We start from the raw sequence: 24,977 nt of genomic DNA on the forward strand, positions 1-24,977 counted from the left end.
GCTGACCGCCGCGGGCGCGGGCTCCGCGACGGCGGCGACCGGCCGGATCGCGCGACCGGCGGTCCGCCCGTCCACGGGCGCGGCGGCCTGAGCGGCAGCAGGCGTGACGACCGGCACCACCAGTGCGGTGCTTGCTATGGACGCGGAAGCGAGCACGCGCACAAGGGCGTGCCATGGTTGCCGCGGCATGGAGCACTTACCCCCGAAGTGGTGCTATTCATCCCATCAGAAACATAAGTCACGAGCCGACCACATCTCCTCACCCGTCGTCAAATTCGATCCGACATGGGACCCCAACATCTGGCGCCGGCACCGGCGGCCGATGTCAGGGCCGGTAGGGCAGGGCCACCAGCCGGGGGACGGCAGGCGCGGCAGCGCTCGTGATCAGCGCCGAACCGCCTCCGCAGCACCGGCTCCTCGCGGAGACGGACGAAGGTGGCGAATACGGCCGCCACCATGGGGCCACGTAAACCACGGGCGAGAGCCCCCTGCACGAGCAGCGCCCCGACCGCCCTGCCCCCTGGCCTGCTCATCCTGGGTGGAAGAGGCGGTGGCCGCCGGCTTCGACGCGCTCGGCTACGCCCGCGGGGTGCGGACGCTGCGGGCCCGGGCGGCAATGCGCAAGCCATCAAGGAATGCTCGACCACGAGCGCCTCAACAGCACGATGATTTGTCTACACATGGCGGACCAGCTTGAACGTGAATCAGCAGCTGGCGCTTCGGCGGTGGAGTGACGGACGAGCATCACCAGCAGGGCCTCGAAGAGGGCAAGTCGTGCTTGGGTAGCACCCACTCGAACACATCGCGGGCCGTTCGAGTCATTCGCTTTGCCACAAAGACGACTCTGAAAAATTACATCACCGTCTCGACAACCTGTGAAAACCTCTGGGAGATCTTGAAACGATAGCGGGACTGCGGAAGAGTACACGAGTCCAAGAGTTGGGCCACGAACGGGCGAATCTCCCCAGACCTCCCGTTCGTGGCCTGATACAACACAGATAGGGTCGCTCATCGTGAAACATGAAACGGTAGGTCGGAGGGGTCGAAGTGGCAGAGATCATGGCCTTTATTGTTGACCCCTCCGATCCGCCAGTGAACGAGGTCCCGGTTAATATCCCGGTTAGCCACATGTCTGTGGAAGCCGCCAGGTGCGCCATATTCATGGAACGGGTCGCGATTTTCTCTCGGGGTCTGGAAATTCAGGTGGGATACCACGTCAGAGAAAATGCCCTGGATACGACAGAATTCGGCATTCCCGTTCCTGGCTCGCCGGACGACATGAGCTTGGAACTGCTAACCGAAGGCTCAATGAGACGCCTGGCGGTTCGGAAGACCGGCGCAAGTAGTCGGGGCTCTTCGGGCCGGATGTTCTACTGGGCAGCGCCCATGCCGCGTGACCAAGGACTGGATTTGTCAATTTCATGGCCGTCTCTTGGCGTAGAATCCCGGAATTGGCTTATTCGCCAAGACGATCTGGAAGAGGCCGTCTCGAAAGTCAGGGCGTTGTGGCGGTAGATACCCGCAGTCGCCATCGCGTTATCGAGACAAACCATCTATAACGCGACACCAACGAGGAGGGCTTGATTCGGCGTTGCGCCCTTCATTCCAGTACCACGGCGCCAAGCACAGCAAGCGTCGATGTCATCCTCGTGGAGTGGCTGTGGCCTGCCGGAAGGAGCGCATGAGCCTGCGGGCCAAGCCCGTCAGATCGCTGCGTTTGCCGAGCGAGACTCACTTCTCGCACCTCAAGTGATGGCCCGTGACCGATGCGCTACCCGTCGCCTACGTCGGCGTCGGAGGCACCCTCACCGCAACAATCGCCGGCTTCGCCGTCACAGGACTCCAGCAATGGCGGCGCAACCGGGCAGATGACCGCAACGCCTCCTTGTCGCCGGATGTCCATCATCCGGTACTCAAGATGTCCACACCTCGGGGGGGGACCTGGTGGTCTGAGGTGGATGCGACAGCAGCAGCGCCTGTCTCCCGCCCGTGTCCGCCGGGGGTCGGCACCTCCAGGCAAGGACACCCAGCCCCGCCCAAGCGCCGAAACCCTCCCGGCCAGGACCTGGACGGCCACTCCTTCTCGCGGGGGAGCGCGCGGCGCTCCGGTAAAAGCCTTCGAGAGTGCGCCACCGCCGCGGCTACTTTTGGCCCGTGGAGACCTTTCTGGAGACCGAGCGTCTCATCCTGCGCCGCTTCGCCGAGAGCGACGCCGACAACCTCTTCGTCCTGCACAACGACCCCGACGTGATGCGCTTCCTCAACGGCGGCAAGCCCACCCCGCGAGCGGAGGTCGAGAACGAGACGCTGCCCGCGTTCATCAGCTCCGGCTTCTTCGCCGCCATCGAGAAGGGCAGCGGCGAGTTCATCGGCTGGTTCCACCTGCGCCCGCCGCGGGGCGGCGCCGACGACGATCCCGAGCTCGGCTATCGGCTGCGCAAGGAGTCCTGGGGCAGGGGCTACGGCACCGAGGGCTCGCTCGCGCTGATCGACAAGGCGTTCACCGAGCTGGGCGCGACGCGGGTCTTCGCGCAGACGATGGCCGTGAACCGGGGGTCCAGGCGGGTGATGGAGAAGTGCGGGCTGCGCTACGTCCGCACCTTCTTCGAGGACTGGCCGGACGCCATCGACGGCTCGGACCAGGGCGAGGTGGAGTACGAACTCCTCAAGGCCGACTGGAGGAAGCCCTCCTGACCGGCACCGCCGGCCGCACACTGACTGGCCACGCCGGCCCGCACCCCGCCCCTCAGGTGACGTCGGCCATCACCCTGCCCCTCAGGTGACGTCTGCCCGCCACCTGCCCCTCAGGTGACGTCGGCCCGCGACTCCCTCACGGGCCGAGTCCGCCCACGGGCCGACTCCCCCACGGGCCGATTCCCCCGACGGGCCGGCTCCTCCCCGGGAGCCGACTCTCCCCGGCGGGCCGCCCCCCTGCGGAGCCGCGACGAGCGCCATCGGCCGCACTGCGGCGTGATCACCACGGCCAGTTCCCCGCGACCGCCCTCCGTGCGAGGTGGGGGTGGACCTGGTGCACTGGTCAGACCAGTCGCTAGGGTGCTGGCATGACGGGTTATGAAGGGCTCTTCCGCCTCGACGGGCGGCGGGCCGTGGTGATCGGGGCCGGCAGCGGGATCGGCAGGGAGTCGGCGCTGGCGCTGTCCGCGCACGGGGCGAGTGTCGTGTGCGCGGACCGGGACCTCCCGGCGGCCGAGGACACGGCGGCGCGGTGCGGCGGCACGGCCCGGCTCCTAGACGTGCTCGACCCCGACGCCGTCCGCGCGTGCGCCGAGGAGGGGCCCGCGGACGTGCTGGTGTTCACCGCCGCCACCAACGTGCGCAAGCGGCTGCTCGACTACTCCGGCGAGGAGTTCGCCCGGGTCGTGGAGCTGAACCTGCGGGCGTCGTTCGACGTCGTGCGCGCGTTCGGGGCGGGGATGGTGGACCGCGGGCGCGGTTCGATCATCGGGTTCGCCTCGATCAGGGCGTCGGTGACCGAGCCGGGGCAAGGGGTGTACTCGGCCACCAAGGCGGGGCTGGTGCAGTTGCTGCGCACGGCGGCGGCGGAGTTCGGGCCGCACGGGGTGCGGGTGAACGCGGTCGCCCCCGGCGTCGTGGAGACGCCGCTGACCAGGCAGATCAAGGACAATCCCGCCTGGTACGACGCCTACGCCGCCAAGAGCGCGCTCGGCCGCTGGGCGCAGCCGGAGGAGATGGCGGGCGCGGTGGTCTACCTGGCGAGCGACGCCGCGAGCTTCGTCACGGGCTCGGTCCTCTACGTCGACGGCGGCTGGACCGCCGTCGACGGCCGGTTCGACCCACCCAACTGACCCGCCGCCGGAGACCGCCTCACCCCAGCCAGGCCCCCACCGGAGACCGTCTCACCCCGGCCAGGCCCGCCGCCGACGACCTCGCCCTCAACCGGGCCCGCCGTCGGCGACCGCTTCGCCTCGGCTCGACCTGCCGTTACAGGGTGTCGCGGCTCGACCTGCCGTGCCAGGGTGTCGCGGCTCGATCGGCGGGCCGCCGCGTTCAGGGCCGGGGGCGGAGCCTGGCCTGGACCGGACGTCCGTCCACGGTCTCGAACTCCACGACGGTGCGCGAGCCCGTCACCCGCACCCGGCACGGCTGCTCGCCGTCCGCCTGCCAGCGCCCGTCGAGGGTGACCCGGAGCAGGTGCGGGTGGCTCGGGTCGGCCAGCCAGGGCCGCGACCAGGGGCTGTAGTGGCCCACGTAGCGGCCCTTCTCGTACTGGTCGTGGTCGATCCCGCCGTAGAGCCGCAGGTCGGGATCGCACACGGCGAGCACCAGCGCGTCCTGCTCGGAGCGCGTGAGCACCAGCGACGGCGTGTCGATCGCGCGTACCGGCCCGGCGTCCCACGAGGCGGGCTCGAAGACCGCGTACCCGGTCAGGCCGGTCGCCCGGTCGCTGACGACGTGCGCGGTGTCGTCCGCACGCAGTACCCGGTACGGCGCGCGGGCCGGGTCGTCCATGGCGGCGGCGAAGTCCGCCATCCGCTCGGGCGTGGTGTTCACCACCATCGCGTACTCGTACCTGCCGCCGCGCGGCGCGGCGCCGTGCCTGATCCACGCGGTGGCGAAGTCGCCGCTGGTCGGCTCCTCGGTCGCGTTGTTGCGGGACGCCTGCGTGGAACGGGTCAGCGAGACGTGCTGGCCCGGCGTGAGGTAGTAGCCGAGGCCCTTGTCGTCCACGAGCCAGCGCGGCTGGAGCTCGGCGGCGTGCGGGAACGCGGCGACCGCCTGGCCGTCCACGTGGGTGGGCGCGGTGCGCGCCGCCAGGCGGGTCTGGAACAGGGTGGTCTCGGTCTCGTTGGCCGTGTCGGTGTTGGTGATGCCGGTGCCGACGGCGACGATCCGGTCGTCGAACAGGAACACGGACTTGCGGGCGCGGTGCGACCCGTCGTACTTGGGGTGGCCGTGCAGGTCCATGGCGAACATGCCGTCACGGCCGTCGATGCTGTGCGCCCCGGCGAAGCGGGAGTCGGTGAGCAGCATCTCCTCGATCGCGCCCGTCAGGTCGGCCTTGAGCTGGTCGAGCGGCTTGTGGATGGTGGTGGTGCCCGGGCGCCTGTTCCAGTCCCAGCCGGGCTGGGCGTAACCGCTGTCGAGGTTGGTGACGGGGTCCGCGCGGTGCAGCACCTGGATCTGCCCGTAGGTGTTGTAGCGGCCGTACCAGTTGGCGCCGACGTACACCTCGGTGCTCCACAGGTAGCGGTTGTGCCCGCGGACCGTGACCTGCCACTGCTCGCGCCGGTGCACCGCCAGCGCCGCGTAGTTCAACGCCCAGTTGCCGGTGGGCGCGGCCTCGGCGGTGACGCCCTTGGCCGCCAGACGGGCGGCGAGCTCCTTCTGCTGCTGCGTCGGCGCGGCGGGCAGCAGCCGGAGGAACGCGGCGGCGATCTCGTCGTCGATCGGGGCGAGCCACTGGTAGGGGACGATCGACAGCGCGGTGGTCCCGTTCGGGTTGCGTCCGCTGATGGAGATCGGCCAGTGGTTCTTGTTGGCGTAGACGCGCTGCATGAGCAGCGCCTTCTTCAGCCAGCCGAACGACTTCGGGCTCACCGCGAACGCGCCGCCGCTCATCACGTAGACCAGGGGCGCGAGCCCGGCGAAGCCGTCGCGGACGTAGTCGGGGAAGAAGCCGACGTGGTGGAAGGCGGTGCCGTCGGCCTTGATGCCGTCCTGGATGCCGGTGGTCGGCAGCAGCGTGGCGTCCAGCCAGTCGCGCAGCGTCCGCAGGTAGGCGACCTGCTCGGCGTCCGTGTCGCGCAGCAGGACGGCCGCGAGCATGCCGCGGAAGGTGGTGTTGTAGATGTCCATCATGCTGCCGTGCGCCATCCGGAAGCTGAAGCCGCGGAAGATCCGGCCGAGCCCGGTCAGCCACTCCAGGTCCGCGCGGACCTGCTCGAACAGCCCGGCCTCGCGCAGCGTGTCCCTCATCAGGTAGACCGAGTCGTAGTAGCCGCGGGCGTCGTAGCCGAGGTGATGGATGGTGCCCTGGCAGCTGCCCCTGGTCCAGCCCTGCTCGCGCAGGTGCCCGACCATCCGCGCGTACAGGGCGGCGAGGGCGGGCTTGTCGGCGGCCACGGCGGCGTGGTGGGCCTGGGCGATGCTCTTCATCAGGTCGGTGCAGGCGCGCAGGGTGACCGGGTTGACGAACGCCTTCAGCTCGGCCGCGATCTCCACCGGGTAGATCTGCGACTGGTAGGCGTGCGTGGGACGTCCCACCAGGGCGTCGGTCTGCGCGGTGAGGCCCGGTACGTCCACCTTGACGGGGGCGCTCAGGTACTCGTCCAGGAAGCGGGTGCGCAGCACGCGCAGCGACGCCAGCTCCTCGTCGGTGGGCGGCGTCATGTCGGGCTTCTCGGTGGCGAGGAGCCTGTCGAAGCGGTGCAGGGCCTGCCAGTGCTGGTTGTCGTACTCGTCGCCCTCGGGGGCGATGTCGGGCAGCTGGTGGTCGCGGCACGGCGCGTCGGGCCTGAGCGGCACGTTCAGCATGAGCTGGTCGAGGTGGAGGACGCCGCCACGGGCGGGCGCGATGATGCGCAGCGTGTCCATGTCCGGGTGCGGACGTCCGTGCATGTCGTAGGCGTAACGCACCCAGGCGGTGCGCCAGCCGGAGAAGCCCAGCCTGAACTCGAACCAGACGTCGGTTCGGGCGCCCCGGCCGAACTCGAACCGGATCACGTCGTCGACCGGCGTGTCGTTGCGCACCCAGACGCAGAACGCGTCCACCAGGCCCTGCCACGCCTGGTCGTCGCCGAGCCGGTACGGGTCGGGCGCCCACCGCAGCGGCGCCTTCACCGTGATCACCGAGCGGTCGCCGTGCTCCCAGCGCAGCGACCTGGTGCCGCAGACGGCCGCCTGGTCGCTGATCGACAGCGTCGAACCCGCGCCGGCGGTGAAGTGCGGCGGGACGGCGCTCTCCAGGAGGAACACGGGCGGGTCCATGGCCATGGCCCGCTGTTCCAGATCGTCTGCCACGGCGACACCACCCGTGGGGAGGAAAGCGCTTGCCACGCCTGCTTTGAGCACCGATCTGCGGCTGATCTTCACCATGCGCGCCATCCAACCCCGAACACCACCCCCGGGTAAAGGGTTCCGGTCACCCGGCTTTCCAGACGGATCGCCGGCCTCCGTGGTGGATTACTCCCCTTTGGGAGGGGCAAGCGCCCCACGCGAGGGCGCGAACACGCGAGGGCGCGAAGGCCCGGAGCCGGAGCCCCAGGGCCTGGGCGCTCTTAGGGGTGGTTCAGGGGCGGATGATGGCCATTCGGGTGACCGTCAGTTCCTCGATCGCGAAGCGCGGGCCCTCGCGGCCGGTGCCGGAGTCCTTGACGCCCCCGTACGGCATGTTGTCGGCGCGGAACCCCGGCACGTCGTTGACCACCACTCCCCCGGCGTCGATCCGCTCGATGGCGGCGAACGCGCCGGCCAGCGACCGGGTGAAGACCGATGCGTGCAGGCCGTACCGGGACCTGTTGACGGCCGTGAAGGCCGCGTCGAGGTCCGGCACCGACCGCACGCACACGACGGGGCCGAAGATCTCCTCGTCCCAGACGTCGGCCCCGTCCTGGACGTCGGCGAGGACGGTCGGCGCGATGGCCCTGCCGTCGCGGACGCCGCCGGTGACCACCCGGGCGCCCGAGTCCCCGATCCACTTGAGGACCCGGTCGGTGGCCGCCGGGTCGATCAGCGGCGCGACGCGCGTGTCCGGCGAGCGCGGGTCGCCGACGACCACGCCCGCCATCCGCTCCGCGAGCAGCTCCAGGAACCGCTCGTGCACGGCCTCCTCGACCAGCACCCGCTGGACGGAGATGCACGCCTGCCCGGACGCGTAGTACCCGCCGCGCACCACCGCGTCGGCCGCCTTGTCCAGGTCGGCGTCGGCCGCCACCACGAGGGCCGCGTTCGACCCGAGTTCGAGCAGCACCTTGGTGGGTGCGGCGTTGCGCGCGATCGTGTGCCCGGCGGCGGCCGACCCGGTGAAGGAGACCGCGCCGATGCGCCGGTCCTCGACGAGTGTCCGGCCGACGTCCACGCCGCCGGTCACGAGCTGCACCCCGGCGGCGGGCAGCGCCCCGGTCTCCCTGAGCAGGTGGACCAGCCAGAGCGTCGCCAGCGGCGTCGCGGGCGCGGGCTTCACGATCACCGGGCAGCCCGCGGCCAGCGCTGGGGCGATCTTGTGCGCGGCCAGGAGCAGCGGGTAGTTGAAGCCGGTGATCCCGACGACCACGCCGATCGGCCGGCGCGTCCAGAACCCGACCAGCCCCTCGCCCGCGGGCAGCAGGTCGAGCGGCACCGTCTCGCCGTGCAGCCTGGCGACCTCCTCGGCGGCGGTGGCCAGCGTGACGAGGGTCCTGGCCACCTCCACCTTGCAGTCGACCAGTGGCTTGCCGGTCTCCAGCACGAGCAGCTGCTCGAACCGCTCGCGCTGGGCGGCGAGCGCGTCGTGCGCCCCCATGAGGGCCGCCCGGCGGGCGTGGGACGGCGACGCGGCCATGGCGGGGGCCACGGCGAGCGCCTCCTCGACGGCCCTCGCGGCCAGCGCGGCGTCCCCCACAGGCGCGGCGGCCACGACGGACCCGTCGTACGGGAACACCACGTCGGCGGTTTCCGCCACATCGGCCCACCCGGCCCCCACGGGCAACCCCGACGGCCACGCCCCTTCGGGCGCCGCCACCTGCGGCCCCTGGGCTCGTGCTGTTGCCGGCTCGGCGCCGGGCTCCGGTTCCGTCATGAGATCTCCCCCAAAGCGCTCGGGAAAACGTCCCGATAGGCGGGTGCGTCGGCGCGGCCGGTCGCCGCGAGGATGGCGTGCGCGACCGCGCGGCTGAACACGTCGGCTCCGGCGGCGAGGACGTCCTGCAGGCCGTCCGGGTCGGGCACCGGCTGCGTGCAGGTGGCCAGGCCGAAGATGGTGTCGCCGTCGACCATGGTGTGGGCGGGCCTGATCGCCCTGGCGAGCCCGTCGTGCGCGACCCCGGCGAGCTTCCCGCACTGCGCCTTGGTGAGCGCCAGGTCGGTGGCGACGACGCCGATGGTGGTGTTGAACGAGGTGACCTTGGCGGGCTGCCAGGCGGTCACCTCCTCGTCCACGGGTTCGCGCAGGCGGCCGAACTCGCCGGGAAGCCCGTAGCGGGTGCCCGCGAGCTTGCCGCTGCCGGGGTCGAGCACGGACCCGGCAGCGTTCACGACGGCCAGCGCGGCGACGGTCGCCCCGGAGGGCAGCACGGCGCTGGCCGTCCCGACTCCGCCGGCCAGGCCGCCCGCCACCGCTCCCGTCCCCGCCCCCACGGAGCCGTTCGTCCACGGGCTGCCCGCCCCGCCGTTCACGGCGGCGTCGTAGGCGGCCGCGCCGAAGAGGCCGTCGGGGGTTGCCCTGAAGTCGCCGCCCCTGCCGAGGTCGTAGATGACGGCCGCCGGGACGATGGGGACGACCCCGCCCTCCACCGGGAAGCCGATGCCCGCGTCCGCCAGGCAGTCCATGACGCCGCACGCCGCGCTGAGCCCGTACGCGCTGCCGCCCGTCAGGACGACGGCGTGGACCCGTTCCACCAGGTTGCGCGGGTCGAGCAGCTCCGTCTCACGGGTGCCGGGGGCGGCGCCGCGGACGTCCACGCCCGCCACCATGCCGCCTTCCGGGGCGAGGACGACGGTGGTGCCCGTGCGGTAGCCGTCTCCCACCCGCTGGGCGTGGCCGACGCGCAGGCCCGCCACGTCCACCAGCGAGTTGGTCGCCCCGCCCTTCACAGCGCGCCCCGGTGCAGGAAGCGGCGGGCGGCCTCGGCGAAGACGCGGGTGCACCGGACGATCTCGTCCACCTCGACGTACTCGTCGGCCTGGTGGGCGATCCACTTTCCGCCCGGCCCGTACACCACGGACGGGATGCCGCCCCAGTGGGTGAGGACGGTGCCGTCGGTGGAGCCGGGCACTCCGCCGTAGACGGCCGGCTCGCCGGTGACCGCCTCGTGCGCGGCGGCCAGGGCGGCGACGACGGGATCGTCCACGGGGACGTCCACCGCCGGGCGGTCCACCAGGATCGACACCTCGGCCGCGATCCCGTCGAAGGCGGCCAGCGCGGCCACCCGGTCGGCGACCACCTTGTGCTCCACCCCGGGGATCGTCCGGACGTCGACGAACACCGACGCCGTCGCGGGGATCACGTTGACCTGCTCCTCGCTTCCGGCGCGCACCACGGTCGGGGTGACGTACACCTCGCCGAGGTGCTCGTGCGCCGGGTGCGCCTCCTGCAGGTCGCGTTGCAGCCCGCGCAGTGCCTCCAGCAGGACGCCGACCGCCTGGATGGGGTTGCGGCCGTGCTGCGGCATCGCCCCGTGCGCCATCTTGCCGGTGAAGTCCACCCGGAGCCGGAGCGCGCCCTTGGCGACGGCGCAGATCTCGCCCGCCTCGGGCTCCGCGACGATCGCGCCGTCGACGTCGGCGGCCAGGCCCTCGGCGACGAAGTGGTGGGCGCCGATCATCAGGCCCTCCTCATCGGCGAGGGCGCACACCTTGACGCGTCCGGGGAACGGGCCGGCCAGTTGCAGCGCGCGGGTGGCGTAGAGGGTGGCGGCGAGCCCGGACTTCATGTCGGCGCTGCCGCGCCCCCACAGCTTGCCGTCGCGGATCTCGCCGCCGAACGGGTCGACGGTCCAGGTCGACAGGTCGCCCTCGGTGACGACGTCCGTGTGGCCCTCGAACATCAGCGTCGGGCCGTCGCCCCCGCCGCCCTCGACCACGGCCACCACGTTGGGCCTGCCGGGCGCGGCCTCGTAGACGCGCGGCTCCCAGCCCCATTCACGCATCTTGGCGGCGACCAGGTCGGCGGCGGGCTGCTCGGTGCGCCCGCGCGCCGGGTCGTTGGTGCTGGGGACGCGGACCAGCGCCTGGGTGAACTCCACCACTCCCTGGGCGTCGACTTCGATCACAGCAATCCCTCCAGAGTCGGCACGGCCTGCAGCAGCGTGCGCGTGTAGGGGTGGCGCGGCTCGGCCCAGACCGCGTCCACCTCGCCGGTCTCCACGATCTCGCCGCCGTTCATGACCGCGACCGTCTCGCACACGTGCCGTACCACGGACAGGTCGTGCGAGACGAAGACCAGGGTGAGGCCGAGCTCGTCCACCAGGTCGGCCAGCAGGTTGAGGATCTGGCCGCGGACGGACACGTCCAGCGCGCTGACCGGCTCGTCGGCGACCAGCACCTTCGGCCGGGGCGCGAGCGCGCGGGCGATCGCGATGCGCTGGCGCTGGCCGCCGGAGAACTGGTGCGGGTAGCGGTCGGCCGCGGAGGCGGGCAGGCCCACCTCGTCGAGCAGTTCGGCGACCCGCCCGCCGACCGGTTCGCGGAGCGCGACGAGCGGCTCGGCGACCAGGTCGCGGACCCGCATCCGGGGGTTGAGCGAGCTCATCGGGTCCTGGAAGACGATCTGCAGGCTCTGCCGCAGGAACCGCAGCCGCCGCTCGGGGACGCCGGTGATCTCCTGCCCGTCGAACCGGATGGACCCGCTGGTCGGCTGGTCCAGCCCGCACAGCAGGCGCAGCAGCGTGGACTTGCCCGAGCCGGACTCGCCGACGATGCCGAACCGCTCGCCCCGGTCCACCGCGAGGGACACGCCTTTCAGCGCGTGCACGGCCTCACCCGGCCTGGAGAGCGACTGGCGCGGACGGCGGTAGACGCGGGTGAGGTCGCGGGCCTCAATGAGCGGGGTGCCAGCATGCGTGGGCATGGCCGTCTCCTGTCAGCGCCGGTTCCGTCTCGCACTCGGGGGTGACGTTCGGGCAGCGGTTCCTGAACACGCAGCCCTCGGGGAACTGCCCGGCCGACGGGACGCTGCCCCTGATCGTGGACAGCCGGGTTCCCCGCGGCGTCAGCCTGGACGCGGCCAGCAGCCCCTCGGTGTAGCGGTGGCGGGGCCTGGTGAAGACCTCGCGGATCGGGCCGCTCTCGACGACCCTGCCGCCGTACATGACCAGGACCCGGTCGCACACCGACGCGATCACGGCGAGGTCGTGGGTGATGAACAGCAGCGCGGGAGCCACCTCGGCGATCAGGTCGAGCATCTGCTTCTGCACGGTGACGTCCAGCGCGGTCGTGGGCTCGTCGCAGATGAGCAGCTCGGGCTCGTTGGCCAGGGCGATGGCGAGCATGACGCGCTGCCGCTGCCCGCCGGAGAGCTGGTGGGGGTAGGAGCGGGCGATCTCCTCCGGCCGCGGCAGCCGTACCCGGCCGAGCAGTTCGACCGCGCGGGCCCTCGCCTGCGCGCGGGACGTGCCGTGCAGGGTCATCACCTCGGCGACCTGCGCGCCGACACGCATGAGCGGGTTGAGCGCGGTCATCGGCTCCTGGAAGACCATGGACACGTCCCGGCCGCGCAGCTCCTTGATCCCGCTCTCCCTGACGCCGACGAGGTCGCGTCCGCCCAGCCTGGCCTGCCCGGACGCGGTCACACCCTCGGGCAGCAGGCCCATCAGCGACAGCGCGGTCAGCGACTTGCCCGAGCCCGACTCGCCGATCAGCCCGACCCGCTCGCCGGGCCCGATGCCGAACGACACCTCGCGCACCAGTTCCAGCGAGCCGGCGCGGACGGTGAGGCCGTCAACGCTCAGCACGGATCCTCCTGAGCTTGGGGTCGAGGAAGTCGCGCAGGCCGTCGCCCAGCAGGTTGAACCCGAGGACGGCCAGCGCGATCGCCAGGCCGGGCCAGAGCGCCAGGCGGGGCGTGGAGAACAGCAGCTCCTGCGACTCCTGGAGCATCCGCCCCCAGGACGGGGTGGGCGGGCGGGTGCCGAACCCGAGGAACGACAGCGCCGCCTCGGCCAGGATCGCGATCGCGAACGACACCGACGCCTGCACGATGAGCATCGAGGCGATGTTCGGCAGCACGTGCCGGACGGCGATCGCGCCGCGGCGCCGCCCGGCGGCCCGCGCGGCGAGGATGTAGTCGGTCACCATGACCTGCATGGTCGCCGCCCTGGCCACCCGGGCGAAGGCGGGCACAGTGGCCACGCCGATCGCGATCATCGCGGTGAGCGTGCCGCCGCCGTAGACCGCGCCGAGCATGACGGCGAGCAGCAGCGCGGGGAACGCGAACACGAGGTCGTTCACCCGCATGATCAGCTCCGACAGCCAGCCGCGCGGGGTCATCCCGGCGAGCATGCCGAGCGGGGTGCCGAGCAGCGCGGCGATGCCGACAGCGACGATGCCGACGTAGAGCGTGGTGCGGGCGCCGACCATGAGCTGTGAGAGGGTGTCACGGCCGAACTTGTCGGCGCCGAGCAGGTAGCCGCCGCCGGGCTGGTGCAGCTTGCCGGACGCGTCCACGAGGGTGGGGTCGTGCGGCGTCCACACGAACGAGACGAGCGCGGCGAGCACCACGATGCCGACCAGTGCGCCGCCGGTGACCAGCGCGGCGTTGACGCGGCCCCTCATCGCAGCCTCGGGTCGAGGACGGCGTAGGCCGCGTCCACCAGGAAGTTGATCAGCAGTACGGCCACCACCAGCACCATCACCACACCCTGGACGAGCAGCAGGTCACGCCCAGCCACGCCGTTGAGCAGCAGGTCCCCAAGCCCGGGGATGACGAACACCCGCTCGACCACGACCGCGCCGATGAGCAGGGTGGCGAGCTGCAGCCCGAGCACGGTGACCACCGGGATGGAGGCGTTGCGCAGCCCGTGCCGCCACAGCGCGCCCATCCGGCCGCGTCCCTTGGCGCGGGCCGTGCGCAGGTAGTCCTCGCGCATCACGTCGAGGACGGCGGAGCGGACGTACCTCGTCAGGACGGCCCCCTGCACGAGCCCGAGCGACAGCCAGGGCAGCAGCAGGCTGCGCAGCCACTCCTCCGGGCTCTCCGCGATCGGCACGTACCCTCCTGACGGCAGCGCCTGGGCCTGCACCGCGAACACGAACACCAGCAGGATGCCCGCCAGGAAGGCGGGGATCGCGATGCCGAGCTGGCTGACCGCGCTGATGGCCGCGCCGAGCGGGTTGCGGTGGTGCACGGCGGCGAACGTGCCCGCCGGGACCGCGATGAGCAGCGCGATCACCATGCCGCCGAGCACCAGCACGGCTGTGACGCCGAGCCGGTCGCCGATCTGGGGGCCGATGGGGGCGCTGGAGACGTAGGAGGTGCCGAAGTCGCCGTGCGCCAGCCCGCCGATCCAGTCGAGGAACTGCACGACGGGCGGCCGGTCGGTGCCGAACTGCTTGCGCAGCGCGGCCACCGCCTCAGGGGTGGCGTTGACGCCCAGCGCGATCTCGGCGGGGTCTCCGGGCAGCAGCGCCATGAACGCGAAGACCACCACTGCGGCGGCGGCGGTGCTCGCGACGAGCACCGCCAGCCGCTTGAACAGGTACAGGATCACTGCTTGGCGAGCGCGGTGAAGTCGAAGGACTCCGCGATGGCGTTCTTCGGCAGCCCGGTGACGCCCTTCTTCGCCACGATCAGGTTCGGGAAGAGGAACAGCCAGTCGGCCGCGGCGTCGTCGGACAGCAGCTTGGCGGCCTTCTTGAGATCGTCGGTCTGCTGCTGCTCGCTGCCCTCGTCGGCGGAGGCGAGCAGCTTGCCGAACTCGGGGTTGTCATACCTGAAGTAGTACGACTTATCGGCAAATATCCCCATATCCCGGGGTTCGACGTGGTTGATGAGCGACAGGTCGTAGTCGCCCTGCTTGAACACCACGTCCAGCCAGCGGGCCGGGAACTCCAGCGGCTCGATGTCGGCCGTGATGCCCACCTGGGCGAGCTGCGACTTGACCACCTGAGCGCCGGCCACCGCGTACGGCAGGTTGGGGATGCGCATCTTGACGTTGTACGTCTTGCCGCCGAGCAACTCCTTGGCCTTGGCGGCGTCGTACGGGTAGTCGCCGGTGCGGTCCTCGTACCACGGGTCCGTCGGGGGCACCATCGAGCCGATCAGCTGGCCGCGTCCCGCCCAGGCGGTGTCGAGCAGCGCCTTGTGGTCGATCGCGTACCGGACCGCCTGGCGCACCTTCTTGTCGTTGAACGGCGGGCGGCCGTTGTTCATCGACAGCACCACCTCGCCGTTCGTGGTGCCCTCGACCGTCTGGAAGCGGTTGGGGTCGGCGAACTGCTGCAGCGACTCGGGCGCCTGCACCGCCGAGATGACGTCGATGCCGCCGGTCAGCAGCGCGTTGTTCATCGCCGTCGCGTCCTTGAAGTACTTCAGCGTGACCGACGACAGCTTCGGCTTGGTCCCCCAGTACTTCTGGTTGGCGTCGAGCTGGATGGAGTCGCCGCGCTTCCAGGACGCCAGCTGGTAGGGGCCGGTGCCGACCGGCTTGTTGGCCAGGTCCGCGACACCCGTACGGCTGAACATCGCGCCGAGCCGCGTGGCCATCGCGTACAGGAAGCCGTTGCTCGGGTGCTTGAGAGTGACGATCGCCGTCGACTCGTCCTCCTTCTCGACCTTGTCGACGACGTCGAGCTGCGCCTTGATCTTCAGCTTCCAGTCGGTCTTCACCCGGCCCAGCGAGAAGATCACGTCGTCGGCCGTGAAGGGGGCGCCGTTGGTGAACGTGACGCCCTTGCGCAGGGTGAAGGTGTAGGTCTTCCGGTCGGGCGAGACGTCCCACTTCTCCGCGAGCAGCGGCTGGATCTTGCCGTCCTGGTCGAGCTTGACCAGGCCCTCGTAGACGTTGACCAGCAGCGCCTGCGGGATCGCCGCGCCCTCGGTCGAGGTGAAGTCGAGGTTGGCGGGTTCGGCCACGAATCCGACCGACAGGGCCCCGGCCTTCGCCGCCTGCCCACCACCACCGCTGGTGCCCCCGCCGCCGCACGCGGCCGTGCCCAGTAGGAGACCGCCGACGGCGATCCAGATACCGATGCGCCTCATGTTCTACAGCCTCCTGGCTAGTGCACTGGTCTGACCAGTAGGCTGCACACTGCCAGTCGGTCACGGCTCAGGTCAAGGGGACTTTGCATGGGTGGTCCACGCTTCGAGCCAGTACGTACCGTGCGCGCCTACGAGCGCATCGTCGAGCAGATCGAAGAGGCCATCGAGAGCGGCACGCTCCGCCCCGGGGAGCGGCTGCCCAGCGAGCGCGACCTGATGGGCCAGTTCTCCGTGAGCCGGTCCACGGTGCGCGAGGCGCTGCGCGTCCTGCAGGCGCGCGGGCTGGTACGCAGCCGTCCCGGCGACCCGCACGGAGCCGAGGTGCTGCCGTTCTCCCCCGCCGCATTACACAAGTCGATGACGACGCTCGCCCGCGTCGACGAGCTGTCGCTGGGCGAGCTGGTGCAGTTCAGGATGGTCCTGGACGCCTCCGCCAACCTCCTGGCGGCCCGCCTGCGCACGCAGGAGCAGCTCGAGGAGATGGACGCCGCGATCGCCGTCATGCGCACGGCCGTCAGCGCCGGCTACGACGAGTTCAGCGCGGCCGACGTGGCCTTCCACGACGCGGTGGCGCGGGCCAGCAGGAACAAGCTCATCCAGATCTGCACGGACGTGGTCCGCTCGATCGTCCTCAACCTGGTCTCCGAGAAGATCGCGGCCGCGCCCGACAGGGAGGCGCTGATGCGGCAGAGCATCAGGCACCACGAGGAGGTCCTGGCGGCCGTCCGCGCAGGCGACGGCCCGCTCGCCGCCCGCCTCGCCCGCCAGAGCATGTACGACTACTACGTGGGCTACGTGCCGGAGGGCGAGCGCCCCGCCCTGCGAGCCCTCCTGGACTGACCCGCTCTCGCCCGAACTTCTCACAGCTCCAGGGTCCTGACTCCGTCAAGCTTCTTGTACTCAGCGCTACGGCATGCCACTCTTCGTAACCATGTCCGGGGTTCGGTGGCAGCAGGCGGTGCGGCTGGCGCTCGATCACGCCACCGCTCTGGACACCCCCGTGGCCGCGATGGCGGCGCAGGCGTGGGTGGGCAACGGCGCCCCGGCGTTCGGCGCCGAGCTCGTCCGCAGGCGCCGGGGCTTGCACGCGGCTCTGGAGTCGGCGCTGGCGGAGCTGGCCGCGAGCGAGGTCGGCCCGCCGCCGGTCCCGCCCTCGCTCGGCTCGCCGTCCGCCTCGATGACCGCCACGCACGGCGCGTTCTCCGGCGTGGACGTCACCCAGTTGACCCGCCTGATCTCCGGCCTGACCAGCGCCGCCCGCGCCCTCCCGCTGGCGGGCCACCGCCTCGCCGCCCTGGGCGCCACCCACGGCGCCGCGGTCGGCGCGATCGGCGACTGGGCCGATTCGGCCGCCCGCGACCTGCGCCACCGCCTCGCCCTCCTGCAACAGTCCCCCGCCACTCCCCTCACCGCCACTCCCCTCGCTGCCCCCGCTTCTCCCCTCGCCGGTGCCCTCTCGTACGGCGCCTCGATTCCCCCGCCGGGCGCTCCCGCCCCCGCCGGTACCTCGACTCCCCCGCCGGGCGCTCCCGCCTCCGCCGCCGGTTCGTTGTTGCCCGCCGCGCTGGTCGCCTTCGGGCTGTTCGGCGGCCACGCGACGGGGGCCACGGAGCGGCCCGAGGGCCTCCTCGCCCTCCAGCGCCGTGGCGGCGACCCCGACCTCGCAGCGCGGGTGAACGCCTGGTGGCGGCTGCTCGCCCCGGCCGTCCGGGAGCGACTGGTCACCGGGCAACCGGGGACCGTCGGCGCGCTGAACGGCGTTCCGGCCGCCGTCAGGGACCGTGCCAACCGGGCCTTTCTCGCGATGGAGAAGGCGCGGCTGGCGGCGCTGCTCGGCACGGTCCCGGCCGACATGGGCCTGCGGCTGGCCTGGCCGCCCGTCATGGACCGCGTCTTCCGGCAGCTCCAGCTCATCCAGACGATCGAGGCCAACCTCGCCATGGGCGGACGCAACGGGCGTCCCCCCACGTACCTGCTCGCCTTCGACCTGCTCGGCCTCGGGCAGGCGACGATCTCCTTCGGCGACCCGGACAGCGCCGACCGGGTGGTCGCCTACGTCCCCGGCCTCAACACCACGCTCGCCGGCTTCGGCGACGACCTGAACCGCGCCGCCGTCCTCTGGGACCAGGCCCACTACCTCGCTCCGCGGCAGCGCCTGGCGTCCATCGCCTGGCTCGGCTACCGCGCCCCGCAGTTGGACGCGAACCTGGCCGTCCCGGGCATGACCGTGGCCGGGTCGGGCGCCGCCGTCCTGGGCGCGCCCGCGCTGGCCGGCTTCACCGACGGCCTGCGCGCCGCCCACGACCCGGCCCGCTCAGCCAACCTCACCCTGCTCGGCCACAGCTACGGCTCGCTGGTCACGGGCAAGGCCGCGCTCCTCCGGCCGGGCCGGTTCGCCGACGACCTGGTGTTCGTGGGCAGCCCGGGAGTGGGGGTGGAGCGGGCGGAGGACCTGGGGCTGCCGGCGATGCGGGTGTGGGCGGGCGAGGCGGCGGGCGACCCGGTGGCGGACTTCGGCAGTTTCGGCGCGGACCCGTGCGACGACTCGTTCGGCGCCCGCCGCTTCTACGTGGAGCACGGCCCCGCCTACCTCACCTTCGCCGCACACTCCAGCTACTGGAATCCGGATTCCAGGTCGCTGAAGAACCTGGCGAACATCGTCACGGGCCGACACCAAGACGTCATCGCGGGAAGGTGATCATGCGAAACCTCCTCCTTGCGATCACTGCCATGGTCACCCTCGCCGCCTGCACGGAAGCTCCCTCTATGCCTGCCATCACCGAGTCACAAGCCCTAAACCGGATCGACCAGCTCATCCACGAGAGCGTGAGCACCTTGCACCCCCAGCCGGAGCTCGACCTCTACCGCCCAAGCCTCAACCCCGCCTTGTGTGTCGACGCCACCGACGGCGGTTCCGAGAAGCGCATCATCCTGAACCGGCGGTACTACCTGCGCGGCGTGCCGAAGGACCGCCTCATCGAGGTGGCTACGCAGGTGAAGAACCACTGGGAATCCCAGGGGCACCTCATCGTCACACACGGCTTCGACATCGGCAGACCCGATGTGTCCGGCCGTACTCGTCCCGATGATTTTCTGCTCTCGCTGACCTGGACCGAGGGGGACGTCCTCGGGATCGGGGCCACCTCCCCGTGTGTCTGGAGCGGCGTGCGCGGACGCTGACCCGGGGTGTTATCTTGCAGCCGTGGCGAGCGAGGATCCCGATGGGCTGGTGGAGGCGTTCCTGCGCGAGCCCCGCCGCTACACCAGCCACCAGGTCGCCGACATGGCCGGCGTCCCGTTCTACCGTGCCCGCAGGTTCTGGCGGGCGCTCGGGTTCGCGAACGTCGCCGACGACGCCGTGGAGTTCACCGACTCCGACGTGGAGGCGCTGCGGACCCTTCTCGGCATGGTCAGCGACGGCGTCTACGACGAGGAGCACGTCCTGCTGCTGGCGAGGTCGATCGGCAGGGCGACGGCGCGGCTGGCCGAGTCGCAGGCGGAACTGGGCGCGGAGGCGCTGGACCAGGCGGGCGTGCCGCTGGCCGAGCGGCCGAGGGCGTGGCGCAGGCGGGCGGAGCGGGTGGTGCCCGACCTGGCGAGGCTGATGGTGTACGCGTGGCAGCGGCAGCTGGCCGCCTCGGCGCACCGGCTCTCCGAACAGGAGACGAGCGCGGTGCGGCTGGCCGTCGGGTTCGCGGATCTGGTCGGGTTCACCCGGTTGAGCAGGCAGATCACGGAGACGGAGCTGGCTGGGCTGGTCGACAGGTTCGAGGGGCGCTCGGCGGACGTGGTGACCTCGTCCGGCGGGCGGGTGGTCAAGACGCTGGGCGATTCGGTGCTGTTCGTGGCGGTCAAGGCGCACGAGGCCGCGGAGATCGCGCTGCGTCTGATCGAGTCCCACGCGAAGGTGAAGGGCATGCCGGAGCTGCGGGTGGGCCTGGCCGTGGGCCCGGTGGTCGGGCGGATGGGCGACGTGTTCGGCACCACGGTGAACCTGGCGAGCAGGCTGACCGCGCTGGCCCGTCCCGGGACGATCCTGGCCGACCCGGAGATGGCCGAGGAGCTGGAGGGCGACAGGGCGTTCGACCTGCGTCCGGTGAACCGCCTCTCGGTCCGCGGTCTGGGCGAGCTGGCCCCGTTCACGATCACCCGGAAGACGGCGCGCTAGCCCGGGCAACCCCGGGCGTCGCCCGATGCGTCACTACCGTCGTCAGGACGACGACGGGAGACCCTACGTGGCAGATCGGGCGACATATCAGGACTTCGTGGCAACGCGGTCGGACCGGCTGTTACGCACCGCGTACCTCCTCACCCGCGACTGGGCGACCGCCGAGGACCTGCTGCAGGAGTCGCTGGCCAAGGCGTGGTTCGCCTGGCCGGGCGTGGACGAGCCAGAGCCGTACGTGCGCAGGGTGATGGTGACCACTTACACCTCATGGTGGCGCCGACGCTGGAGGCGGGAGCTGCCCAGCGACACGCTGCCCGACGAGCCGTCCAGCGACACGGTGAGCGACGAGCGGGAGACGCTCTGGCAGGCGGTGGGCAGGCTGCCCGCCAGGCAGCGCGCCGTGGTCGTGCTGCGTTTCTACGAGGATCTGCCGGTCACGGAGGTGGCCAGGCTGCTCGGTTGCGAGCCGGGCACGGTGAAGAGCCAGACCTCCAAAGCGCTGGCCAAGCTGCGGGTGGACGAATCGATCGTGAAGGAGCTGCACCGATGACCGTCCAGGATCTGCGGGACGTGCTGCGCGAGCACGGCGAGAGCCCGTCCCCCGCCAACCCGGCCAGGCACGAGCAGGTGCGCGCCCGCATCCGCGCGATCCGGCGACGCAGGCGCGTGACGGCGATCGGGACTGTGGCCGGGGTGGTGGCCGGGGTGCTCGCGCTGGGCGTCCCGATGTTCAGGGCCACGGTGGAGCCGTCCCCGCGGGCGACAACGGCCGTGAAGCCGGCCCAGCAGGAGACGACCGCCACGCAACCGACCCCCAAGCTGCCCGAACGCTTCACCGCGCCCGACGACACCGAGTACAGGCGCGTCGCCGACTCCCAGATCATGCTGGAGGGTGGTGGCAAGGCCTCGGTCACCGTCCCGGTCACAGGCAAGCCGCTGGCCGTGGGAGCGGTCTGCACGGGCAGTGACGACAGCGGCCCGAGGGTGTCCACCGGCGAGAGGACGGTCCCGCCCGCCGGCTTCACGGTGTGCTCCAGGCACCTGGCTCTGCAGCCACTGGTGGTGCCCAGGGGCGCCAAGAAGGTCACGGTCACGGTCGACGCCACCACAACCGGCGGGGGCTGCGTGTGGGACAAGGCCCGCAACACCTGTGAGCCGCAACGGCCCAAGCGCGGCATCTGGTTCCTGGCCGTGTACGAGTGGACGCCGCCGGCCAGGCCGGTCGATCCCGGGGAGCCGAAGCCGTTCCCCGCGAAGGTGTCCGGTTGGAAGCTCGCCGAGACGAAGACGGGCACCTTCCCCCAGGACGCCGTGGTCACGTTCCACCTCGAAGGCGGCCACAGCTACGGCCTCGACCAGCTCTGCACCGGGGACTTGGCGAGCAGCCTGCGGTTCAGCTACCTGGGCGCCAACACCGGCGTGGTCGGCAGCTGCGGCGTCTGGGAGTCCGGCCCGTGGCCCTATGCGATGAACGAGGTCCGCGTGCCCAAGGGGGAGCGCCTCAGGGTCTCGATCAGGCTGAGCATGCCGGGCGAGGTCGGCAACCGGCCGGTGCGGTGGTCGGTGGGGCTCTTCCGCAAGTAGGAAATCTTCACGGTCTGTCCGTGTTGCACACAGATGTGACAAAGCTTTCGATTCTCGACCGGTCTCTCGTCCGCCAGGGGCATGACGCGGCGTCGGCGCTGCGCGACACCGTGCGGTTCGCGCGGCAGGCGGAGGCGCTCGGGTACCACCGCTTCTGGGTGTCGGAGCATCACAGCGTGCCGGGTGTGGCGGGGTCGGCGCCGACCGTGCTGGCGGCGGCCGTCGCCGCCGCGACCGCGCGGATCCGGGTGGGCACGGGCGGGGTGATGCTGCCGAACCACCGCCCGCTGGTGGTGGCCGAGCAGTTCGGCGTGCTGGAGTCGCTGTATCCCGGACGCGTCGACATGGGCCTGGGACGTTCGGTGGGCTTCACCGGCGGCATCCGCAGGGCGCTCGGCCATGGCAAGGACGACGCCGACGACTTCGGCGACCGGCTCGACGAGCTGCTCGGCTTCTTCACCGGCGACCAGCCGGCGTATCCGGGCGTGCACGCGCTGCCCGCCGAGGGGCTGCGTCCTCAGGTGTTCGTGCTGGCCATGGGCGCGGGCGCGGACATCGCCGCCGCGCACGGCCTGCCGATGGTGATCGGGATGGGCTCGCGCGCGCACGAGGCGATCTCCCGGTACCGGGCGGGGTTCAGGGCGTCGTCCTGGGCGGCCGAACCGTACGTGATGGTGGCGGTGAACGTCGCGGCCGGCGGGACGGGCGCGGAGGCGGGGTTGTTGCAGCTGCCCGAGGCGTGGGCCACCGCGCACGCGCGGACGCGCGGCGTCTTCCCTCCGCTGCTGCCCCCGCAGGAGGTCCTGGCGCTGGAGATGACCGAGCGGGAGCGCGCCCTGTTCGAGGAGGCGCGCAAGGGCCAGATCCACGGCACCGGGCCGGAGGTGGCGGTGGCGCTCGGCTCGCTCGTCGAGTCCACCGGTGCGGACGAGGTGCTGGTCACGATGAACACGTACGACCTGGACCAGCGGCTGGACTCCTACCGGCGGCTGGCGGCAGCCCTATGAGCACCAATTTCGCGGTGTTTTGTTGGCAATTGAATCACTTGCGCCCGTCTTCGAACCTCGATAGTCACGGCATGTCACCCCTACCAACCCGGGCAACACCCACCAGAAGGGGGTTCCATGGCGCGCAACCGACTCATCGGGCTCGCAGCCACTCTCCTGTTCCTGCCGCTGTTATCGGCGTCACCGGCCACGGCGGCCGCCGCACCCCAGCAGCCGCCGCCCAGCGACGTCAGGGAGCTGTCCCGCAAGGACTTCAAGCTGGACGGCAAGCCGGTCAAGGTCCCGGCCAGGTACGAGGCCAAGGCGAAGGCCAAGGCGCAGGCCGCTGACACGCCGCCCGTGGGAACGGTCCGGCAGTGGCTGGGCCTCGACGACTTCAACGGCACCCTGTACCGCAAGGACTACACGCTGCGCGGCGTGGGGAACAACATCGAGGTCTGGGTCGCCAACGACCTGTCCTTCCCCGCCGGCGACTGCCGGGCGCAGGTGCCGACGTCGACGCAGATCACCGACGCCCAGGTGGCGAACCTGGTGACCCAGTTCGACACGAACATGTACCCGAAGGAGACGGCCGCCTTCAGCACGCCGCCCGACCGCGACGGCACCAACGCCGTCCTCGGCCCGGACGCCAACGGCAAGGGCGGCGTCTACACGGGCGCGGGCAACCGGACGGTCACCCTGGTCGACAACGTCAGGGACGACAACTACTACACCTTCCCCGCCGCTCCGACGTACATCGCGGGCTTCTTCTCCGCGCAGTTCAACGAGCTGCTCGACCGCAACGTGATGACGATCGACGCGTTCGACTGGCTGCACAGGACCGGCCCGAACCCGCCGGACGAGCCGACGTCCGACCTGTGCACGTCGCGGGGCGCCAGGCCGAACCTGTACGAGGGCACGTTCTCGCACGAGTGGCAGCACCTGGCCCACTACTACACCGACCCGCTGGAGACCACCTGGGTGAACGAGGGCCTGTCGGACTTCGCGCAGACCCTCACCGGCTACGTCAACGCCAAGGCCACGGTCTTCGACAAGGGCGCCGACGGCCACATCTACTGCTTCCAGGGCTTCGGCACCGTCCAGACGCCGTCCAACACCAACCCGCGCGACTGCGGCGGCCCGGAGAACTCGCTCAACCTGTGGGGTGAGGGCGGCAACGGCAGCGCGGTGCTGGCGGACTACGGGAACACCTACTCGTTCATGCTGTTCCTGTACGACAGGTACGGCTCGGCGTTCATGTCCAAGCTGCACCGCGACGGCAAGCTGCAGGGTCTGGCGAGCCTGAAGGCGGCCCTGGCCGAGCAGGGCGTCAACAACATGTACCAGGTCATCCACGACTTCCAGACCTCGACCCTGGTGGACAAGGTCGTCGGGGAGTCGAACAGGGGCGTCATCGTGGGCGTCCCGAAGAAGCGGGTGACGACGGCGAGCCTGCGTTCGACCGTCAACCTGGCGAACCCGCGCGCCTACGCCACTCCCGGCGCGGCGCCGAACGGCGCCGACTACGTGCCGCTGCAGAAGTCCGGCGGGACGTTCCTGCGCGGTCACGAGCTGCGCTCGCTGTCGTTCGAGGGCTCCAAGACGCTGCCGCCGATCCCGCTGGCCTGGACCGTCGTCTCCGACGACCCCGACCGCTCCGGCAACCCGGTGCTGTGGTCGGGCAACGCCAGCAACCTGAACGCGGCCGCGATCACCAAGCTGACGGTCCCGTCCGCCGACCCGACGCTGCGCTTCCTGGCCAAGTACGGCGCGGAGTCCGGGTTCGACTACGGCTACGTGATCGTCTCCACGGACGGCGGCAAGACCTACACCGCCATCGCCGGTGACAAGACGGTGACCGGCCCGCTCGGCCCCGGCGTCAACGGCACGACCACCGGTTTCGAGCCGCACTCCTACAGCCTGTCGGCCTACGCGGGCAAGGAGATCCTCCTCGGCTTCCGCTACGTCAGCGACGGCGGGGTCAACGAGGGCGGCTGGAAGATCGACGATGTCACGGTCGGCGGCACGGCGGTCAGCGACGGCTCCAGCCTCGACCCGTTCGACTCGCCGAGCGAGGTCTTCCCGACTCCGGTCGAGAACTGGAACGTCCGGCTGATCGGCCTGGACGACAAGCACCAGGTGGCGTTGCAGGCCGAGTTCAACGGCAAGAGCTCCGTCAGCCTGAGCCGCCTCCAGCTCGCCCCGTTCGCGCTGTTCCCGACGGTGGTCGCGGTGGTGGCCTACGACGAGTCGACGGAGCAGGTCAACCAGTACGCCCCGTACACGCTGAAGGTCAACGGCGTCACCCAGCCGGGTGGCGGCCCGCAGACCTGACGCGGATCCGCTGAGGGCGCCCGCCGCACTG

Annotated in this window: 20 protein-coding genes; 11 read left to right on the forward strand and 9 right to left on the reverse strand. The window is 71.2% G+C overall.

All coding sequences use genetic code 11. The annotated features are described in order from the left end of the window. The first annotated feature begins 1,047 nt into the window (after nt 1-1,047). The 3 genes from ABT294_RS45200 (at nt 1,048) to ABT294_RS45210 (ending at nt 3,827) form a co-directional block, all read left to right on the forward strand. Complete coding sequence (locus ABT294_RS45200; RefSeq protein WP_350812679.1) at nt 1,048-1,515, forward strand: hypothetical protein; 468 nt, start codon at nt 1,048-1,050, stop codon at nt 1,513-1,515. A gap of 639 nt (nt 1,516-2,154) precedes the next feature. Further along, entirely contained in the window at nt 2,155-2,694 is a 540-nt protein-coding gene (locus tag ABT294_RS45205; RefSeq protein ID WP_350812680.1) for a GNAT family N-acetyltransferase, read from the forward strand. Nucleotides 2,695-3,062: 368 nt separating this feature from the next. Next, a complete protein-coding gene (locus tag ABT294_RS45210) occupies nt 3,063-3,827 on the forward strand; it encodes an SDR family NAD(P)-dependent oxidoreductase (protein WP_350812681.1) in 765 nt (254 codons plus the stop codon). Between the two features lie 202 nt (nt 3,828-4,029). Here the strand turns inward: ABT294_RS45210 and ABT294_RS45215 are convergent, their stop codons facing one another. The 9 genes from ABT294_RS45215 to ABT294_RS45255 all read right to left on the reverse strand — a co-directional run bounded on the left by ABT294_RS45215 (nt 4,030) and on the right by ABT294_RS45255 (nt 15,874). Further along, entirely contained in the window at nt 4,030-7,002 is a 2,973-nt protein-coding gene (locus ABT294_RS45215) for a chondroitinase family polysaccharide lyase (protein ID WP_350812682.1), read from the reverse strand. A 268-nt stretch (nt 7,003-7,270) separates the two neighbouring features. After that, the gene (locus tag ABT294_RS45220; protein WP_350812683.1) at nt 7,271-8,758 is read right to left on the reverse strand and encodes an aldehyde dehydrogenase family protein; all 1,488 of its coding nucleotides are present in this window, start codon (nt 8,756-8,758) and stop codon (nt 7,271-7,273) included. Beyond that, entirely contained in the window at nt 8,755-9,771 is a 1,017-nt protein-coding gene (locus ABT294_RS45225) for a P1 family peptidase (protein WP_350812684.1), read from the reverse strand. The genes ABT294_RS45220 and ABT294_RS45225 overlap by 4 nt, the downstream gene beginning before the upstream one ends. Further along, complete coding sequence (locus tag ABT294_RS45230; RefSeq protein ID WP_350812685.1) at nt 9,768-10,949, reverse strand: M20 family metallopeptidase; 1,182 nt, start codon at nt 10,947-10,949, stop codon at nt 9,768-9,770. The genes ABT294_RS45225 and ABT294_RS45230 overlap by 4 nt, the downstream gene beginning before the upstream one ends. Then, on the reverse strand, nt 10,946-11,746 hold the full coding sequence (locus tag ABT294_RS45235; protein WP_350812686.1) for an ATP-binding cassette domain-containing protein: 801 nt from the start codon (nt 11,744-11,746) through the stop codon (nt 10,946-10,948). Before ABT294_RS45235 ends, ABT294_RS45230 begins: the two co-directional genes overlap by 4 nt. Further along, a complete protein-coding gene (locus ABT294_RS45240; protein WP_350812687.1) occupies nt 11,715-12,629 on the reverse strand; it encodes an ABC transporter ATP-binding protein in 915 nt (304 codons plus the stop codon). The genes ABT294_RS45235 and ABT294_RS45240 overlap by 32 nt, the downstream gene beginning before the upstream one ends. After that, on the reverse strand, nt 12,616-13,449 hold the full coding sequence (locus ABT294_RS45245; protein WP_350812688.1) for an ABC transporter permease: 834 nt from the start codon (nt 13,447-13,449) through the stop codon (nt 12,616-12,618). Before ABT294_RS45245 ends, ABT294_RS45240 begins: the two co-directional genes overlap by 14 nt. After that, nucleotides 13,446-14,384 (reverse strand): ABC transporter permease, encoded by a 939-nt coding sequence (locus ABT294_RS45250; protein ID WP_350812689.1) that lies wholly within the window; start codon nt 14,382-14,384, stop codon nt 13,446-13,448. The genes ABT294_RS45245 and ABT294_RS45250 overlap by 4 nt, the downstream gene beginning before the upstream one ends. Continuing rightward, nucleotides 14,381-15,874 (reverse strand): ABC transporter substrate-binding protein, encoded by a 1,494-nt coding sequence (locus ABT294_RS45255; RefSeq protein ID WP_350812690.1) that lies wholly within the window; start codon nt 15,872-15,874, stop codon nt 14,381-14,383. Before ABT294_RS45255 ends, ABT294_RS45250 begins: the two co-directional genes overlap by 4 nt. An 87-nt stretch (nt 15,875-15,961) precedes the next feature. Between ABT294_RS45255 and ABT294_RS45260 the strand changes: the two genes are divergently transcribed. From ABT294_RS45260 to ABT294_RS45295, 8 genes are all read left to right on the forward strand, one after another. Next, complete coding sequence (locus ABT294_RS45260) at nt 15,962-16,714, forward strand: FadR/GntR family transcriptional regulator (protein WP_350812691.1); 753 nt, start codon at nt 15,962-15,964, stop codon at nt 16,712-16,714. Between the two features lie 91 nt (nt 16,715-16,805). Continuing rightward, nucleotides 16,806-18,572, forward strand: a complete 1,767-nt coding sequence (locus tag ABT294_RS45265) for an alpha/beta hydrolase (protein WP_350812692.1) — start codon at nt 16,806-16,808, stop codon at nt 18,570-18,572. A 32-nt stretch (nt 18,573-18,604) separates the two neighbouring features. Then, nucleotides 18,605-19,054 (forward strand): hypothetical protein, encoded by a 450-nt coding sequence (locus ABT294_RS45270; protein ID WP_350812693.1) that lies wholly within the window; start codon nt 18,605-18,607, stop codon nt 19,052-19,054. Between the two features lie 22 nt (nt 19,055-19,076). Next, complete coding sequence (locus ABT294_RS45275; RefSeq protein WP_350812694.1) at nt 19,077-20,042, forward strand: adenylate/guanylate cyclase domain-containing protein; 966 nt, start codon at nt 19,077-19,079, stop codon at nt 20,040-20,042. A gap of 25 nt (nt 20,043-20,067) precedes the next feature. Beyond that, the gene (locus ABT294_RS45280) at nt 20,068-20,592 is read left to right on the forward strand and encodes a SigE family RNA polymerase sigma factor (protein ID WP_350812695.1); all 525 of its coding nucleotides are present in this window, start codon (nt 20,068-20,070) and stop codon (nt 20,590-20,592) included. Continuing rightward, a complete protein-coding gene (locus ABT294_RS45285; protein ID WP_350812696.1) occupies nt 20,589-21,626 on the forward strand; it encodes a hypothetical protein in 1,038 nt (345 codons plus the stop codon). Before ABT294_RS45280 ends, ABT294_RS45285 begins: the two co-directional genes overlap by 4 nt. A gap of 35 nt (nt 21,627-21,661) precedes the next feature. After that, the gene (locus tag ABT294_RS45290) at nt 21,662-22,633 is read left to right on the forward strand and encodes an LLM class flavin-dependent oxidoreductase (protein ID WP_350812697.1); all 972 of its coding nucleotides are present in this window, start codon (nt 21,662-21,664) and stop codon (nt 22,631-22,633) included. A gap of 117 nt (nt 22,634-22,750) precedes the next feature. Further along, nucleotides 22,751-24,946: a choice-of-anchor J domain-containing protein gene (locus ABT294_RS45295; protein ID WP_350812698.1), complete on the forward strand. Its 2,196-nt coding sequence runs from the start codon at nt 22,751-22,753 to the stop codon at nt 24,944-24,946. Nucleotides 24,947-24,977: the final 31 nt, after the last annotated feature.

The sequence above is a fragment of the Nonomuraea sp. NPDC000554 genome (assembly GCF_040300065.1).
Classification (GTDB): Bacteria; Actinomycetota; Actinomycetes; order Streptosporangiales; family Streptosporangiaceae; genus Nonomuraea.

What these genes read in the sequence shown, in the direction of transcription:
- ABT294_RS45210 (WP_350812681.1), top strand. Translation starts at nt 3,063, where the DNA reads ATGACGGGTTATGAAGGGCTCTTCCGCCTCGACGGGCGGCGGGCCGTG.
- ABT294_RS45220 (WP_350812683.1), bottom strand. Translation starts at nt 8,758, where the DNA reads ATGACGGAACCGGAGCCCGGCGCCGAGCCGGCAACAGCACGAGCCCAG.
- ABT294_RS45235 (WP_350812686.1), bottom strand. Translation starts at nt 11,746, where the DNA reads ATGCCCACGCATGCTGGCACCCCGCTCATTGAGGCCCGCGACCTCACC.
- ABT294_RS45245 (WP_350812688.1), bottom strand. Translation starts at nt 13,449, where the DNA reads ATGAGGGGCCGCGTCAACGCCGCGCTGGTCACCGGCGGCGCACTGGTC.
- ABT294_RS45255 (WP_350812690.1), bottom strand. Translation starts at nt 15,874, where the DNA reads ATGAGGCGCATCGGTATCTGGATCGCCGTCGGCGGTCTCCTACTGGGC.
- ABT294_RS45260 (WP_350812691.1), top strand. Translation starts at nt 15,962, where the DNA reads ATGGGTGGTCCACGCTTCGAGCCAGTACGTACCGTGCGCGCCTACGAG.
- ABT294_RS45265 (WP_350812692.1), top strand. Translation starts at nt 16,806, where the DNA reads ATGTCCGGGGTTCGGTGGCAGCAGGCGGTGCGGCTGGCGCTCGATCAC.
- ABT294_RS45270 (WP_350812693.1), top strand. Translation starts at nt 18,605, where the DNA reads ATGGTCACCCTCGCCGCCTGCACGGAAGCTCCCTCTATGCCTGCCATC.
- ABT294_RS45280 (WP_350812695.1), top strand. Translation starts at nt 20,068, where the DNA reads ATGCGTCACTACCGTCGTCAGGACGACGACGGGAGACCCTACGTGGCA.
- ABT294_RS45285 (WP_350812696.1), top strand. Translation starts at nt 20,589, where the DNA reads ATGACCGTCCAGGATCTGCGGGACGTGCTGCGCGAGCACGGCGAGAGC.
- ABT294_RS45295 (WP_350812698.1), top strand. Translation starts at nt 22,751, where the DNA reads ATGGCGCGCAACCGACTCATCGGGCTCGCAGCCACTCTCCTGTTCCTG.